The organism is Citrobacter braakii (assembly GCF_009648935.1).
Lineage (GTDB): Bacteria > Pseudomonadota > Gammaproteobacteria > Enterobacterales > Enterobacteriaceae > Citrobacter > Citrobacter braakii.
Genome location: NZ_CP045771.1, coordinates 3,641,725 through 3,657,949 on the forward strand (window position 1 = coordinate 3,641,725; position 16,225 = coordinate 3,657,949).

13 protein-coding genes and 1 other RNA gene are annotated in these 16,225 nt (G+C 50.6%); 11 read left to right on the plus strand and 3 right to left on the minus strand.

Annotated elements, in window-relative coordinates:
• Positions 1–68: 68 nt before the first annotated feature.
• On the minus strand, positions 69–479 hold the full coding sequence (menI, locus tag GFC06_RS17040) for a 1,4-dihydroxy-2-naphthoyl-CoA hydrolase (RefSeq protein WP_016152900.1): 411 nt from the start codon (positions 477–479) through the stop codon (positions 69–71).
• A complete protein-coding gene (gene ydiJ / locus GFC06_RS17045) occupies positions 476–3,532 on the minus strand; it encodes a D-2-hydroxyglutarate dehydrogenase YdiJ (protein ID WP_153690421.1) in 3,057 nt (1,018 codons plus the stop codon). The genes menI and ydiJ overlap by 4 nt, the downstream gene beginning before the upstream one ends.
• 213 nt (positions 3,533–3,745) lie before the next feature.
• Here ydiJ and ydiK point away from each other — a divergent pair, with 213 nt between their 5' ends.
• From ydiK to GFC06_RS17090, 9 genes are all read left to right on the plus strand, one after another.
• On the plus strand, positions 3,746–4,855 hold the full coding sequence (gene ydiK / locus GFC06_RS17050; protein WP_016156362.1) for an AI-2E family transporter YdiK: 1,110 nt from the start codon (positions 3,746–3,748) through the stop codon (positions 4,853–4,855).
• 184 nt (positions 4,856–5,039) lie between these two features.
• An RNA gene (gene rprA / locus GFC06_RS17055) (antisense sRNA RprA) lies at positions 5,040–5,147 on the plus strand.
• A 158-nt stretch (positions 5,148–5,305) separates the two neighbouring features.
• Complete coding sequence (locus GFC06_RS17060; RefSeq protein ID WP_019076677.1) at positions 5,306–5,662, plus strand: YdiL family protein; 357 nt, start codon at positions 5,306–5,308, stop codon at positions 5,660–5,662.
• 48 nt (positions 5,663–5,710) lie between these two features.
• Positions 5,711–6,931, plus strand: a complete 1,221-nt coding sequence (locus GFC06_RS17065) for an MFS transporter (RefSeq protein WP_153690422.1) — start codon at positions 5,711–5,713, stop codon at positions 6,929–6,931.
• Positions 6,932–7,171: 240 nt separating this feature from the next.
• Positions 7,172–8,407: an MFS transporter gene (locus GFC06_RS17070; RefSeq protein WP_047417810.1), complete on the plus strand. Its 1,236-nt coding sequence runs from the start codon at positions 7,172–7,174 to the stop codon at positions 8,405–8,407.
• 21 nt (positions 8,408–8,428) lie between these two features.
• On the plus strand, positions 8,429–9,295 hold the full coding sequence (ydiB, locus tag GFC06_RS17075) for a quinate/shikimate dehydrogenase (protein ID WP_016156358.1): 867 nt from the start codon (positions 8,429–8,431) through the stop codon (positions 9,293–9,295).
• Positions 9,296–9,331: 36 nt separating this feature from the next.
• Positions 9,332–10,090, plus strand: coding sequence for a type I 3-dehydroquinate dehydratase (gene aroD, locus GFC06_RS17080; RefSeq protein WP_047500321.1), 759 nt, complete (start codon positions 9,332–9,334; stop codon positions 10,088–10,090).
• A gap of 156 nt (positions 10,091–10,246) precedes the next feature.
• Positions 10,247–11,842, plus strand: a complete 1,596-nt coding sequence (locus tag GFC06_RS17085; protein ID WP_046274671.1) for an acyl CoA:acetate/3-ketoacid CoA transferase — start codon at positions 10,247–10,249, stop codon at positions 11,840–11,842.
• 13 nt (positions 11,843–11,855) lie between these two features.
• Complete coding sequence (locus tag GFC06_RS17090; protein WP_003836610.1) at positions 11,856–13,007, plus strand: acyl-CoA dehydrogenase; 1,152 nt, start codon at positions 11,856–11,858, stop codon at positions 13,005–13,007.
• A gap of 54 nt (positions 13,008–13,061) precedes the next feature.
• Here the strand turns inward: GFC06_RS17090 and GFC06_RS17095 are convergent, their stop codons facing one another.
• Positions 13,062–13,952, minus strand: a complete 891-nt coding sequence (locus GFC06_RS17095) for an AraC family transcriptional regulator (protein ID WP_016152891.1) — start codon at positions 13,950–13,952, stop codon at positions 13,062–13,064.
• Positions 13,953–14,457: 505 nt separating this feature from the next.
• Between GFC06_RS17095 and GFC06_RS17100 the strand changes: the two genes are divergently transcribed.
• Positions 14,458–15,222: an electron transfer flavoprotein gene (locus GFC06_RS17100; protein WP_047500317.1), complete on the plus strand. Its 765-nt coding sequence runs from the start codon at positions 14,458–14,460 to the stop codon at positions 15,220–15,222.
• A 21-nt stretch (positions 15,223–15,243) separates the two neighbouring features.
• On the plus strand, positions 15,244–16,179 hold the full coding sequence (locus GFC06_RS17105; RefSeq protein WP_019076670.1) for an electron transfer flavoprotein subunit alpha: 936 nt from the start codon (positions 15,244–15,246) through the stop codon (positions 16,177–16,179).
• Positions 16,180–16,225 lie beyond the last annotated feature (46 nt).

Below are 16,225 nucleotides of genomic sequence, written 5' to 3' on the forward strand. Positions count from 1 at the left end.
GCTTGTGTTCAAAACCTGCACAGTATAACACCATTCCCTGTGCAGATAATGACCAAAAGCAATATGCATCACAAAATTGCTGTTGTCAGACGCGACGTGCAGCACAATCGTCCCTGCTCATCGAAGATTTCGATTTGCCATACCTGATGACGAGAGCCGGTATGCACCGCGCGACATACCCCTCTGACGCGCCCTTCCCGCGCCGAGCGAATATGGTTGGCGTTGACCTCCAGGCCCACCACTTTCTGCTCACCCTGAGTACACAGATAACCAGCCACCGAACCAATGCTCTCAGCCAGCACTACGGACGCGCCGCCGTGCAGCAAACCAAAAGGTTGTTTAGTACGGTGGTCTACCGGCATTGTGGCTTCCAGCGTGTCATCGCCAATGTGCACAAAACGAATATCGAGCAGCCCAACCATATTTCCTTCACCCATGGCGTTGAGCGCTTCGAGTGTGACTTCACGTTTCCAGATCATCCTATAATCTCCAGCAGTGCCTGTAATGGATGGCGAACGCCCGTGCCTTCAACGCGTTTAACCTGACTGCGACAGGAGTATCCGGTAGCCAGACAACGGTTACGCGGCAATCGTTGCATTGCCTGGTGCCATGATAGCTCATAGATCCCCAGTGAGTTCTGATGATTCTTCACTTCGTGGCCATAGGTGCCCGCCATACCACAGCACCCTACGCTGATGTTCTCCAGCTTTGCGCCAAAGCGGGCAAAAATAGCCGCCCACTGAGCAGGCGCGCCCGGCAGGGCCGTCACTTCGGTACAGTGTCCAAAGAAGTACCACGGTTCACCGCCCACAGCGACTGGCGGCTGTGACTCCACAACTGTCGATAACCATTCGTTGGCGAGTAACACATGGAAATCGCCCCGCTGTTCCCCGAGCGCCAGTTTGTATTCATCGCGATAGCAAAGCACCAGCGCCGGATCGACACCCACCATCGGAATATTCAGCTTCGCCACCCGATTGAGAAACTCAGATGTTTTCTTTGCGGTTTTAGCAAAACGGTTTAAAAAGCCCTTAATATGCTGGGCCTTGCCGTTTGGCGAGAACGGCAGCAGTACCGGCTGCAAACCCAGCTTTTCAACCAGACGTATAAAATCAGCCACCACCTGTGCATCGTAATAGCTGGTGAACGGATCCTGCACCACCAGCACCGTACGGGCTTTTTGCTCAAGGCTGAGTAATTCGAGCTGTTCCAGCGTCATATTGGCGGAACGATGACCAACCAGCTGACGTTGAAGCGACGGCGCAGACAGCAGCGGTAAGTCGACCATGCCGATGTGCTTTTTAGCCAGATTACGCACCAGCGGCTGGTTGATGAAGAAGTTAAACGTGTTGGGCGCCCGCGCCATTAACGGCGCATAACTCTCAACGGTCGCCACCATGTGATCGCGCAACGGCCGCAGATAACGCGTGTGATACAACTGCAGGAAGCGTGAGCGGAACTCCGGCACATCGATTTTAATCGGACACTGTGTAGAGCAGGCTTTACACGCCAGACAACCCGACATTGCCTCTTTCACTTCATGCGAGAAATCGTATTCGCCTTTGCGCGCATGCCAGCTGTTGCGGGTACGGGCAATCAGCGTACGTAAACTGGCACGTTTTTCCGGTAGCTCTTTTTCCAGCTGTAGCGGGTCAATCCCGCGATCTGCCAACAGACGCAGCCATTCACGCACCAGCGTAGCTCGCCCTTTCGGTGAATGGATGCGGTTGAGGCTGATTTTCATCGACGGACACATCGGGCTTTTCGCATCAAAGTTAAAGCATAACCCGTTGCCGTTACACTCCATCGCCCCACGCCACTCCTGGCGTACGGCCAGCGGGATCTGACGGTCATACGTTCCGCGCTTCACCGCGTCCACTTTCATCATCGGCGCATCAACATCCTCCGGTGGACAGATTTTGCCCGGATTGAGCCGGTTTTGCGGATCAAACACCGATTTCACTTTACGCAGTTCGCGATACAATTCCTCACCGAAGAACGCCGGGCTATATTCTGCACGAAAACCTTTCCCGTGCTCGCCCCACAGCAGACCGCCATATTTTGCCGTCAGCGCGACAACATCGTCAGAAATGCGTTTCATCAGCACTTCCTGCTGCGGGTCACACATATCCAGCGCCGGTCTGACGTGCAGCACGCCTGCATCCACGTGACCAAACATGCCGTAACTCAGGCCGTGGCTATCGAGCAGCGCACGGAACTCGGCAATATAGTCAGCCAGATGTTCCGGCGGAACGCAGGTATCCTCAGCAAACGGAATCGGCTTCGCGGCCCCTTTCGCATTCCCCAGCAGACCGACGGCTTTTTTACGCATAGCGTAAATGCGCTCGACGCCTGCCAGCTCAGTACATAGCTGCCAGCCTATAACGCCCGCTTCCTGACGCGCGATTAAGCCATCCAGCCGTTCGCACAGTGCGCTGACCTGCGAATCAATCAATGCTTCATCGTCACCGGCAAACTCCACAATATTCAGACCCAGCATCTCTTTATCCGCCACATCGGTAATCAATTCACTTACCGAGTGCCAGACAATATCTTCCCGTGCCAGGTTAAGCACTTTGGAGTCGACGGTTTCTACCGACAGCGCGCGCGCTTCCACCATCACCGGGGCATTACGCAATGCCGAGTCGAAAGAGTCGTACTTAACGTTAACCAGTTGTCTGACTTTGGGTAGCGGCGTGATATCCAGACGGGCTTCGGTGATAAACGCCAGCGTACCTTCAGAGCCAGTAAGAATGCGGGTTAAATCAAATTCGGTCATCTCATCGTTAAAGACGTGCCGCAGATCGTAACCGGTCAGGAAGCGATTAAGTTTCGGGAATTTATCAATGATCAGCTGTCGGTTGTCGCGGCAACGCCCATAAACCGTCTTGTAGATGCGGCCAATAGTGGTGTTGCTATTACCCAGCGTTTGGGCAAGTTCGACCGGCATTGGCTGGGTATCAAGAATATCGCCGCCCATCAGCACCGCGCGGATACCCAGCACGTGATCGGAGGTTTTACCGTAAACCAACGAGCCTTGTCCGGATGCGTCGGTATTGATCATCCCACCCAGCGTTGCCCGGTTACTGGTGGATAACTCGGGGGCAAAGAAATAGCCGTAAGGCTTCAGAAACTGGTTGAGCTGGTCTTTTATCACCCCGGCTTCAACCCGCACCCAACCTTCCTGCACATTGATTTCAATGATGCGGCTCATATAGCGGGACATATCAACAATAATGCCCTGATTCAGCGCCTGACCGTTGGTCCCGGTGCCGCCGCCGCGTGGGGTAAAAATCAACGAAGAGAAAAGAGGTTCCGCCGCCAGACGAGCGATGAGCGCCACATCTGCGGTTGAACGAGGGAATACGACAGCATCAGGAAGCAGCTGATAAATACTGTTATCCGTCGACATTGTCAGACGATCGGCATAGCTCGTTGCCGTATCGCCCGTAAATCCTTGCTGCTCCAGTGCCTGCAAAAAATTGAGCACCAGTTGAACGACACCTGGCGCCTGAGAAATTTGTGGAATCATTATAGTGACCCTTTCCTGCGGTCTGTGTTGTGAATTTAATCGTTTGCGTGTTGCTTTGTTTGTTGTATCACATTTTTTTCTAATACGCTCAGCAGATTTACAGGCAGAATCCGCCTGTTAAAAACCGCTGAAATTGCTCATCATTACAGGGTGTCATTTAAGTGTTCACGTCGCGTCAACGTTCTGGCGCAAAGACAAAGGTGAAAAGTATTTATGGTAAATTTCCGCCAGCCCAAAGATATTGCACAAGTGCTGCTATCGGCGCTGTTTTTAGCCGTCATGATTGTGGCCTGTCTTTGGATTGTTCAGCCCTTTATCCTCGGTTTTGCATGGGCGGGGACGGTGGTCATTGCGACCTGGCCGATCCTGCTACGCTTACAAAAATTGCTCTGGGGCCGTCGCTCGCTGGCCGTGCTGGTGATGACCCTGCTGCTGGTGCTGTTGTTCATCATTCCTATCGCGCTACTGGTCAATAGCATTGTTGATGGCAGCGGGCCATTGATCCATGCCGTAACCGCAGGCGATATGACCCTGCCGGATCTGGCGTGGCTGAACAGTATTCCGTTGGTCGGCGCCAAATTGTATGCCGCGTGGCACAGTCTGCTGGATATGGGCGGCGCGGCCATCATGGCCAAGGTTCGTCCTTATATCGGCACGACGACGACCTGGTTTGTTGGCCAGGCTGCTCACCTTGGCCGCTTTATGATGCACTGTGGTCTGATGCTGCTGTTCAGCGCCCTGCTGTACTGGCGCGGTGAACAGGTGGCGTTAGGTATTCGCCACTTCGCTTGTCGCCTGGCATCCAAACGTGGCGATGCCGCCATTCTGCTGGCAGCACAAGCCATTCGCGCCGTCGCATTAGGCGTTGTGGTCACCGCGCTGGTGCAGGCAGTGCTCGGTGGCATTGGTCTGGCGGTAACCGGCGTGCCGTACGCCACGCTGCTGGCGGTATTGATGATCCTGTCTTGTCTGGTGCAACTGGGGCCATTGCCGGTGCTGGTCCCGGCCATTATCTGGCTGTACTGGACGGGCGATTCTACCTGGGGCACGGTGCTGCTGGTGTGGAGCGGCGTGGTCGGAACGCTGGATAACGTTATTCGCCCGATGCTGATTCGCATGGGGGCCGATTTGCCGCTGATCCTGATTCTCTCTGGGGTCATCGGCGGACTGATTGCCTTCGGCATGATTGGTCTGTTTATCGGCCCGGTGGTACTGGCCGTGTCCTGGCGTCTGTTCTCCGCCTGGGTAAACGAAGCCCCTGCGCCAGGTAGCGATCCCGACGAAATCCTCGAAGAAATTGCTGAAATCGAACGCAATAAGTAATCCCACGTCAGGCGGCACCGCCGCCTGATTGTTTAACATTACTAATCAATTCCACCCACTTACTGAATAAGACCCAACGTTATCCTTCTTTAAATACTCATTTGCTTCGCAAATTATTTACAGTTTTTAAACTATTGAGATGAATCTGATCGACGTAAAAAATCAGTATGCCTACTATTAGCCCATGGCTTTAGATCAACACATTGATTTATAAGCATGGAAATCCCCTGAGTGAAACAACGAATTGCTGTGTGTAGTCTTTGCCCATCTCCCACGATGGGCTTTTTTTTGTCCTTCGCGCGCCTCGCCACCAGCCTTACCGCACCACAGCTCCGCTCTTCCCCGTTGATAAACAAATAATATTGCACAAGATACTGTGACTCTCTTCAAGCCGAAATATCCACAGCAATGTTATTACTATTCCACCGTCTTTTATGAGGTGATCAAATAATGAACGCATTAGAACTCCAGGCTATCCGCCATATTTTTGCTATGACGGTAGAAGAAAGCGCTATGTATATCTCGCGGGATCACAATGTTGCCGCCTGGCAACAATGGGAGAATGGCGAAAGGGAAATCCCGGAAGACATCACGCGCATTTGTGCAGAAATGAAAGCCAGACGAAAGTTAAGAATTAACGCCATTATCGAAAAAATAAATAACCGTATCGGTAATAACACCATGCGTTTCTTTCCCGATCTGAACTCTTTTCAGGCGGTTTATCAGCACGATGATTTTCTCGACTGGAAAATCTATCAATCGGCCGCTGTTGAACTGTATGCCCACGATCTTGAGCGTTTGTGTTAAGAGACCGCAGCGCCACACTCATTTAGCCTCTTCGCTGAGTAACATATTATGAAAAACACCTATTTCTCCACTGCGATAGGGCTGTACTTTAATTACCTGGTACACGGCATGGGGGTCATTCTGATGAGCCTCAATATGTCTTCACTGGAACAACAGTGGCACACCGATGCCGCAGGCGTCTCAATTGTTATTTCCTCACTCGGCATTGGCCGTTTAAGCGTGTTATTGGTGGCGGGCATGCTTTCCGATCGCTATGGCCGCAGACCGTTTATTATTTTCGGCATGGTCTGCTACCTGCTGTTCTTTGTAGGCATCATCAATACTCACAGCATTTATATTGCCTATGCTTTTGGATTTTTAGCCGGAATGGCAAACAGTTTTCTTGACGCCGGAACCTACCCCAGCCTGATGGAGGCGTTTCCCCGCTCTCCCGGCACGGCTAATATCTTAATTAAAGCGTTTGTTTCCATCGGTCAGTTTCTGCTGCCGATGATTATCAGTCTGCTGGTGTGGGCAGAACTTTGGTTTGGCTGGTCCTTCCTTGTGGCGGCCGCGGTGATGCTAATCAATGGCGTATTTTTGTTTCGCTGTCGATTCCCGGCCCATCCTGGGCATCAAGCCCACCTCAAGGCATTACCCGTTGAACAGCAAAGCATACAATCTGAACATCGTTGTTCTCTTCTTGATCTCGCCAGTTACACTCTGTACGGCTACATCGCCATGGCGACATTTTATCTGATAAGCCAGTGGTTGGCACAGTACGGACAGTTTGTCGCCGGGATGTCCTACACCTTATCGATCAAGCTGTTAAGCATTTACACCTGCGGTTCTCTACTGTGTGTGTTGATCACCGCGCCACTGGCACGAAAGACGGGGCGCGCAACCTCTCTGTTAATGCTGTACACCTTTATCTCATTTATCGCATTGCTGATGGTCTGCCTGCATCCGTCGATCTACATGGTGATCGTCTTCGCATTTGTCATCGGTTTCTCTTCAGCCGGAGGCGTTGTACAAATCGGTTTAACGCTGATGGCCGCACGCTTTCCCGATGCGAAGGGCAAAGCCACCGGGATTTACTACAGTGCGGGCAGCATTGCGACCTTCACCATCCCACTGATAACGGCAAGACTCTCGCAGACCAGCATTGCTCACATCATGTGGTTTGATACCGGCATAGCCGCGGTAGGCTTCCTGTTAGCATTGTTTATTGGCTATCGCAGCCGTATCACGACAAAGCAGCAACTAAACATGGCGACGGTCGTAAAATAACGCGGATGCAATATTGTTCTCCCCCGTTGCAAAATAATTGGTCGCGGTTTTAAAACTTCAGCAAAATGTTGGTTGAAAGAATTAAGTTTCACAGTTGAGCATGCAACATACCTGGTAACTTAAACGCCATGCTATGTAGGCACAATATCAGCACCCCGGTATATTAATCACAAGGTCGCCGCAATTTAAACAAAATCGACGAGCACAGAACAATTTTAAAATCCGCAAGGAGTTGTGAACATGTCTCAAAATAAGACCTTTAATACGCCATTTCTTTTGGCGATAATCTGTATTTATTTAAGTTATTTTTTACACGGCATTAGCGTCATTACACTGGCGCAAAACATGAGTTCTCTTGCAGAAAAATTCTCCACCGACAATGCTGGGATAGCCTATTTAATTTCCGGCATTGGTCTTGGTCGCCTAGTGAGTATTTTATTCTTTGGTGTGCTCTCAGATAAATTTGGTAGACGGGCTATCATTCTGTTAGGGGCAATTCTGTACATGCTGTTTTTCTTCGGCATTCCCGCCAGCCCGAATCTGATGATTGCCTTTATTCTCGCTGTTTGTGTGGGCGTCGCTAACTCGGCCCTGGATACAGGTGGCTATCCGGCTTTGATGGAATGCTTCCCTAAGGCGTCTGGGTCAGCGGTTATCCTGGTTAAAGCGATGGTCTCATTCGGGCAGATGATCTACCCCATCGTCGTCAGCACCATGCTGCTCAACCATATCTGGTATGGCTATGCGGTCATTATCCCGGGGGTACTGTTCGTCGTCATAACGTTGATGCTGCTCAAAAGCCGCTTCCCCAGCCAGATGGTGGATGCGGGCATTGCAAAAGAGCTACCACAGATGAACAGTAAACCGCTGGTCTGGCTGGAAGGCGTAGCCTCCGTTATGTTTGGGGTGGCCGCATTTTCGACCTTTTACGTCATCGTAGTCTGGATGCCGAAATACGCGATGGCATTTGCCGGCATGGCAGAAGCCGACGCGCTGAAAACCATCTCTTACTACAGTATGGGCTCGCTGGTCTGCGTGTTTATTTTTGCTGCACTGCTCAAGAAAATGGTTCGACCCATTTGGGCGAATGTGTTTAACGCCGGGCTGGCAACCCTCACCGCAGCGGTTATCTATTTATATCCATCCCCATTGGTGTGTAACGCCGGTTCATTTCTTATCGGGTTTTCTGCCGCAGGCGGTATTTTACAGCTCGGCGTTTCGGTGATGTCAGAGTTTTTCCCCAGGAGCAAAGCCAAGGTCACCAGTATTTATATGATGATGGGGGGCGTAGCCAACTTTATTATCCCATTAATCACCGGATACCTTTCAAACATTGGCCTGCAGTACATCATTTTGCTGGACCTCGCATTTGCTTTGCTGGCCTTCATCACCGCCATCATCGTCTTTATTCGTTACTACCGCGTATTTGATATTCCCAAAAATGATGTGCGGTTGGGCGAACGTTATTTTCAATAAATTGCTTAGAAGGAGTATCAAATGGACGTAACTGCAAAATATGAACTGATTGGTCTGATGGCCTACCCTATCAGACACAGCTTGTCGCCTGAAATGCAAAATAAGGCATTAGAAAAAGCGGGATTACCTTTTACCTACATGGCATTTGAAGTCGATAACTCCACGTTTGCTAATGCGATTGCCGGGCTGAAGGCCTTAAAAATGCGCGGTACCGGAGTCTCAATGCCCAACAAGCAACTGGCATGTGAATATGTTGATGAATTAACGCCTGCAGCCAAACTGGTCGGCGCGATTAATACTATCGTCAATGATGATGGTTACCTGCGCGGCTACAATACTGATGGCACGGGGCATATTCGCGCCATCAAGGAAAGCGGTTTCGATATCAGGGGTAAAACCATGGTACTGTTGGGCGCAGGCGGCGCGTCAACGGCCATTGGCGCCCAGGCGGCGATTGAAGGCATCAAAGAAATCAAACTCTTTAACCGTCAAGATGAGTTCTTTGCCAAAGCGCAGGAATTCGCCAAACGTGTTAATGAAAATACCGACTGCGTGGTCACCGTTATCGATCTCGACGATCGACAGGCTTTTGCGGACGCACTGGCAAGCGCGGATATTCTGACCAACGGTACGAAAGTGGGAATGAAGCCGCTGGAGAACGAATCTCTGGTGACCGACGTTTCCCTGCTACGCCCGGATCTGCTGGTGACTGAATGCGTCTACAACCCGCATATGACCAAATTATTGCAACAGGCACAACTTGCCGGTTGCAAAACGATTGATGGTTACGGCATGTTGTTATGGCAAGGGGCTGAACAGTTCAAACTCTGGACCGGGAAAGATTTCCCTCTTGAGTATGTGAAACAGGTTATGGGTTTTGCAGCCTGATGAGCAAGCATTTGTAAAATATTTAAAGGGTAATCGATGAAAACCGTAACCGTAAAAAACCTCGTCATTGGCGAGGGTGCGCCGAAGATCATTGTCTCACTGATGGGTAAAGACATCGCAACGGTAAAAAGCGAAGCGCTGGCCTATCGCGAGGCGGATTTCGACATTCTGGAATGGCGCGTTGACCATTTCACTGAGGTGTCCTCCGTTGATGCCGTACTGGAAGCTGCACGCGCCATCCGCGATGTGATGGCTGACAAACCGCTGCTGTTCACCTTCCGTAGTGCCAAAGAAGGTGGTGAACAGGCGCTGGCTGTCGAAAACTATATTGCGCTAAACCGTGCGGCGGTTGATAGCGGTCTGGTCGATATGATTGACCTGGAGCTTTTCACCGGTGACGAACTGATTAAAGCCACCGTCGAATATGCACATGCAAAAAATGTCGCCGTCATTATGTCGAATCATGATTTCCATAAGACGCCAGCGGCACAAGAGATTGTCCTGCGCCTGCGTAAAATGCAGGAGCTTGGCGCTGATATCCCGAAAATCGCCCTGATGCCGCAAAACAAGACGGATGTATTGACCCTGCTTGGCGCCACGCTGGAAATGCAGGAACGCTATGCCGATCGCCCGATCATTACCATGTCGATGGCCAAAACAGGGGTGATTTCACGTCTGTCCGGTGAGGTTTTCGGTTCAGCGGCAACCTTTGGTGCGGTGAAAAAAGCCTCTGCCCCTGGGCAAATTTCGGTCACCGACCTACGTACCGTTTTGACCATATTGCATCAGGCATAATAGTACCGTTTATCCATATTAATATCAGTAATGCCCTGCCCCAGATATTCGCTTAATCACGAATATCGGGCAGATGGCCGGACATTATTAAATAACTCACATTATTATTGTCGAATATAGCGACAGGTAGTCGCACGCATATAATCTGGAGTTCATATGAAATTATCAAGACCAAAACGCATTGATGGTCGGGTCCCCGTATTATCCGCAGCGGATGCCATTAATTATATTCCTGATGAGGCAACGCTCTGTGTATTAGGCGCAGGTGGCGGTATTCTCGAAGCAACAACATTAATTAATGCGCTGGCTGAAAAATATAAAAACGCACATTCACCCCGAAACTTATCATTGATTAGCCCAACGGGATTAGGTGACCGTGCTGACCGTGGAATTAGCCCGTTAGCTCAGGAAGGTTTAGTCAAATGGGCATTATGCGGCCACTGGGGACAATCACCACGAATTTCCGACCTCGCTGAGCAGAATAAAATTGCCGCCTATAACTATCCTCAGGGCGTATTAACCCAGACTCTGCGTGCCTCGGCAGCCCACCAGCCGGGTATTCTGAGTGAGATCGGTATCGGAACATTTGTCGATCCCCGCCAACAGGGCGGAAAGCTGAATGAAGTGACCACCGAAGATCTGATCAAGCTGGTGGAAATTGATAACAAAGAGTACCTCTACTACAAAGCCATTGCGCCAAACATCGCCTTTATTCGCGCCACCACCTGCGACAGCGAAGGTTACGCCACGTTTGAAGATGAAGTTATGTATCTCGACGCGCTGGTGATTGCTCAGGCCGTTCACAACAACGGCGGTATCGTCATGATGCAGGTGCAAAAAATGGTGAAGAAAGCCACACTGCACCCAAAAGCCGTGCGTATTCCGGGCTATCTGGTCGATATTGTGGTCATCGATCCCGATCAAACTCAATTGTACGGCGGCGCGCCGGTTAACCGCTTTATCTCGGGCGATTTTGTCCTTGATGACAGCCAGCAGACTGCCCTGCCGCTCAATCAGCGTAAACTGGTGGCCCGACGCGCCCTGTTCGAAATGCGTAAAGGCGCGGTCGGCAACGTTGGCGTGGGTATCGCCGATGGTATTGGTCTCGTTGCACGCGAAGAAGGCTGCGCTGACGACTTTATTCTGACGGTCGAGACCGGCCCGATTGGCGGAATTACCTCCCAGGGCATCGCTTTTGGCGCCAACGTCAACACCCGCGCGATTCTGGATATGACCTCCCAGTTTGACTTCTACCACGGCGGTGGGCTGGATGTATGCTATTTAAGCTTCGCCGAAGTGGATCGCCACGGCAACGTCGGCGTACATAAATTCAATGGCAAAATTATGGGGACCGGCGGTTTTATCGATATTAGCGCCACCTCGAAGAAAATAATATTTTGCGGCACCTTAACTGCCGGAAGCCTGAAAACGGAAGTTGCCAATGGCAAATTAAATATCGTGCAGGAAGGCCGGGTGAAAAAATTCGTCAACGAATTACCTGAAGTCACTTTCAGCGGAAAAATTGCACTCGAGCGCGGACTGGATGTGCGTTACATCACCGAGCGTGCTGTATTTACGTTAAAAGAAGATGGTCTTCATTTAGTCGAAATTGCGCCAGGAGTCTCTTTACAGGAAGACATTCTGGACAAAATGGATTTCCCTCCGGTTATTTCTCCGGAACTGAAACTGATGGACGAAAGATTATTTATCGATGCTTCGATGGGTTTTATATTGCCCGATGCCGCCAATTAAAAGGAGTACCCTGATGGATTTTTCATTAACTGAAGAACAAGAGCTGCTGCTTGCCAGCATTCGCGAACTGATTACCAGCAATTTCCCGGAGGAATATTTCCGTACCTGCGATCAGACGGCGACCTATCCGAAAGAGTTTATGCGCGCCCTTGCGGACAACGGTATTTCAATGCTGGGCGTTCCGGAAGAATTTGGCGGCATCCCGGCAGATTACGTCACACAGATGCTGGCACTGATGGAAGTTTCCAAATGCGGCGCACCCGCTTTTTTAATCACGAACGGTCAGTGCATTCACAGTATGCGTCGTTTTGGCTCCGCCGAGCAGTTACGTAAAACAGCAGAAAGCACCATGGAAACGGGCGATCCGGCTTATGCGCTGGCATTAACCGAACCGGGAGCAGGTTCAGACAATAACAGCGCCACCACCAGCTACACCCGCAAAAACGGCAAGGTATATCTCAACGGGCAAAAAACCTTTATCACTGGCGCTAAAGAGTATCCTTATATGCTGGTACTGGCTCGCGACCCGGAGCCGAAAGATCCGAAGAAAGCCTTTACACTGTGGTGGGTGGATTCGAAGAAACCCGGCATTAAGGTGAACCCGTTGCATAAAATCGGCTGGCACATGCTCAGCACCTGCGAAGTTTATCTTGATGATGTTGAAGTAGACGAAAGCGATATGGTCGGCGAAGAAGGCATGGGCTTCCTCAACGTCATGTACAACTTTGAGATGGAACGGTTGATCAACGCCGCGCGTAGTACCGGTTTCGCCGAGTGCGCCTTCGAAGATGCCGCCCGTTACGCTAACCAGCGCATCGCATTTGGTAAACCGATTGGCCATAACCAGATGATCCAGGAAAAACTGGCGCTGATGGCGATTAAAATTGAAAACATGCGCAATATGGTGTTGAAAGTGGCCTGGCAGGCCGATCAGGAACAGTCGCTGCGGACCAGCGCGGCGTTGGCAAAACTGTATTGCGCCCGCACGGCAATGGAAGTGATTGATGACGCCATTCAGATCATGGGCGGGCTGGGTTACACCGATGAAGCGCGCGTTTCCCGATTCTGGCGCGATGTTCGCTGCGAGCGCATTGGCGGCGGCACCGACGAAATTATGATTTACGTCGCCGGACGCCAAATCCTGAAAGATTATCAGAATAAGTAAGCGGTAATTCGTGCCGGATAGCGCACAAGCGTTTTCCGGCACGAGCCAGGATAATCAGACCTCTGGCATTAAGCATTCCTGCTCAACCAGATTATTTTTAAACTGCTTGCGATAATCACTGGGGGTACAACCCACATGCCGCTGAAAGAGTTTGGCAAAGTGATCGACATTTTCATACCCTACCCGCCAGGATATTTCCGCTAACGAAGCTTCCGTATTCGTCAGGGCAAATTTCGCCTCGGTCATTCGTCGCTGAATCACATAATTGATCGGCGAAATTCGATACTCCTTAGTAAATTCATGGCAGATATAACTCACGCTGGCCCGGAATTTTTTGGATAACTGATCGAGAGTAATTTTTTCACGGAAGTTATTATTTAAATAAACCAGCACATCTTTAATTAAGACATCTTTTTTAATATAACCTTGCTCAGAACGATAGGCATTTTTAAAGTTTTCGTAAAATAAAACGGTTAGAGCATATGCAAAAGCGTCGTAGGCTGAAGATGTCAGGTTATTTTTGCTCTGGGGGAGCATAACCCCCAACTCATTAAAGATACTCTTAATAACCTCCTTCCCCTGAGTAACGCTAATCACGGGACACGAGTGCATCTGCAATAGCTGATTATCCTGCCAGCCGTTGAAACGAAAACCGTAGAGCGCGCAGGTGTAAGTCGTTGCAGGCGCGCTACTATCCGAAGCAACCGCATGGAGTCGCCCTTGCTCTATCACCACGATATCCCCGGCATGCGCGACATACAGCGACGAATCGATAATTAATCTTGCGACCCCTTTTTTGACATAAATAAGCTCTGTTTCATTATCGTGAACGTGATGACCCGACTCCCAGTTAGGGTCATCACTGATGACGAATCGCGAGAATCTCGGGGTTTTTCCCTGTTCAAAAAGGGTCTCCACGGCATTATCAAAGCAGCGTTGATACATGACAACCTCCACCTAAAGGCAGCAATTTTGGGATTATTAATATCAGAAAATAAAAATGATAATGACGTTATACAACGTTATTCCTTCCCGGCGAAACAAAATTATTTGCGCCGTCTGCAAGATGACACCTTTTGCTTTGGTACATTGCTGCAATTGATTATTTGCGTTTAATAATAATCAAAAAGAATAAATGTTATTAAGTCTGCATTAATAATTTACATATAAGAAACAAATTCAGCGCAGAGGCGATTAAAAACATGACGCATTTCGCAATTATTTTCACTGTCTTTGTGTTCCCGTTTTTTCCTCTGGTACGCACCGTCTGATTATTGCTGATAAACCAGGCATTCCCGGGACGTTTTTTTTGCAAGATTGTTGGCAATGAAAACAGATTTCCCCGTCGAAAACAGCCCTCCCTCTGTCGCACACTATTTTCAGTCAATTTTCCCTACTGTCGATAATGACGCACCACGTCATCATCCACACGAGAATCACTGGAGATGCCATGAAAATAATAACCTGCTTTAAGTTGGTGCCTGAAGAACAGGACATTGTTGTTACCCCACAGCGCTCGCTTAACTTTGACCGGGCCGATGCCAAAATCAGCCAGTTTGACTTAAATGCGATAGAGGCCGCAGCGCAACTTAGCGCGGAGGGTGATGAAATCGTCGCCTTAACGGTGGGCGGGTCGCTACTACAAAACTCCAAAGTGCGTAAAGACGTGCTGTCCCGCGGGCCGGACAGTTTGTATATGGTGCAGGATCCACAACTGGAGCATTCATTACCCCGGGATACCGCTCAGGCGCTGGCCTGTGCGGCCAACAATATGGATTTCGACCTGATGCTGTTCGGTGAAGGATCGGGGGATATCTACGCGCAGCAGGTCGGCTTACTGGTTGGCGAACTATTACAGCTCCCGGTGATTAATGCCGTCAGCAGCATCCAACGTAACGGCGATCGCCTTGTGGTTGAGCGCACGCTTGAAGATGAAGTCGAAGTAATTGATCTGCCGCTCCCCGCCGTACTGTGCGTGACGTCGGATATCAACACACCGCGTATTCCCTCGATGAAGGCGATTCTGGGCGCGGGTAAAAAACCGGTCACCCCGTGGCAAGCCAGCGATATTGGTTGGATACCTGCATCACCGTTAGCGGAACTGGTGAGCCTTACCGTGCCGCCGCAAACAGAACGTCAGCACATCATTCTGGAAAATGACTCAGCAGAAGCCATTGCCGAACTGGCTGAACACCTGAAAAAAGCCCTGAACTAAGCCCAACGGAGAGAAATCATCATGAGTAAATTAGCCAACGTCTGGGTGTTCAGCGATAACGTAGAACGCTATGCAGAATTAATGGCCGGCGCTCGCCTGTGGGGTGAGCAGGTACACCTTATCGTACAAGGCAGCGACCAGGCCAATCAGTTGCAAGCCCTGGGCGCCGATAAGATAGTCGTGCTCGACGCAACCTCCGGTTTACAGCGTGTTGAAAATTACGCTGAGACCATCGCCGCCCTGATGCAGGAACACGCCGGGCTGCTGCTGATGTCCGCGACTAAACGAGCCAAATCCCTTGGCGCACGCTTAAGCATTCAGCTCAACGCAGCGATGGTGAACGACGCCACATCGGTAACGCTGGATGCAGGCATTTTGTTCGCCGAACACCGCATGTATGGTGGTCTGGCATTTGGCAAAGAAAAAATCAAAAGTACGCTGGCGATTATCACGCTTGCTCCAGGCCAGCTTGAACCTGTCGCGGAAAACGCCTCACACAACTGCCCGGTTGTCTCAGCAACGTACATCGCACCGCACCATGAAGTGATGTGCCTGGAGCGTCGTGCCAAATCCGTGAGCAGCGTGGATCTCAGCAAAGCCAGGCGCGTGGTGGGTGTAGGTCGCGGCCTGGTGGCGCAAAACGATCTGGAAATGGTGCGCCAACTGGCATCGGTGCTGGGTGCTGAAGTGGGTTGTTCACGACCGATTGCCGAAGGCGAAAACTGGATGGAACGCGAACGCTACATTGGCGTTTCTGGCGTGTTATTGAAATCAGACCTGTATCTCACGCTGGGCATCTCAGGACAAATTCAGCATATGGTCGGCGGTAACGGCGCGAAAGTCATTGTCGCCATCAACAAAGATAAAAAAGCCCCTATTTTCAATTACGCCGATTACGGTCTGGTGGGCGACATCTACAAAGTGGTTCCGGCCCTTATCGACCATCTCAGCCGCTAATCACGTTAACGCACATCTCCCGCTGCCCTCGCGGCGGGAAAGGAGC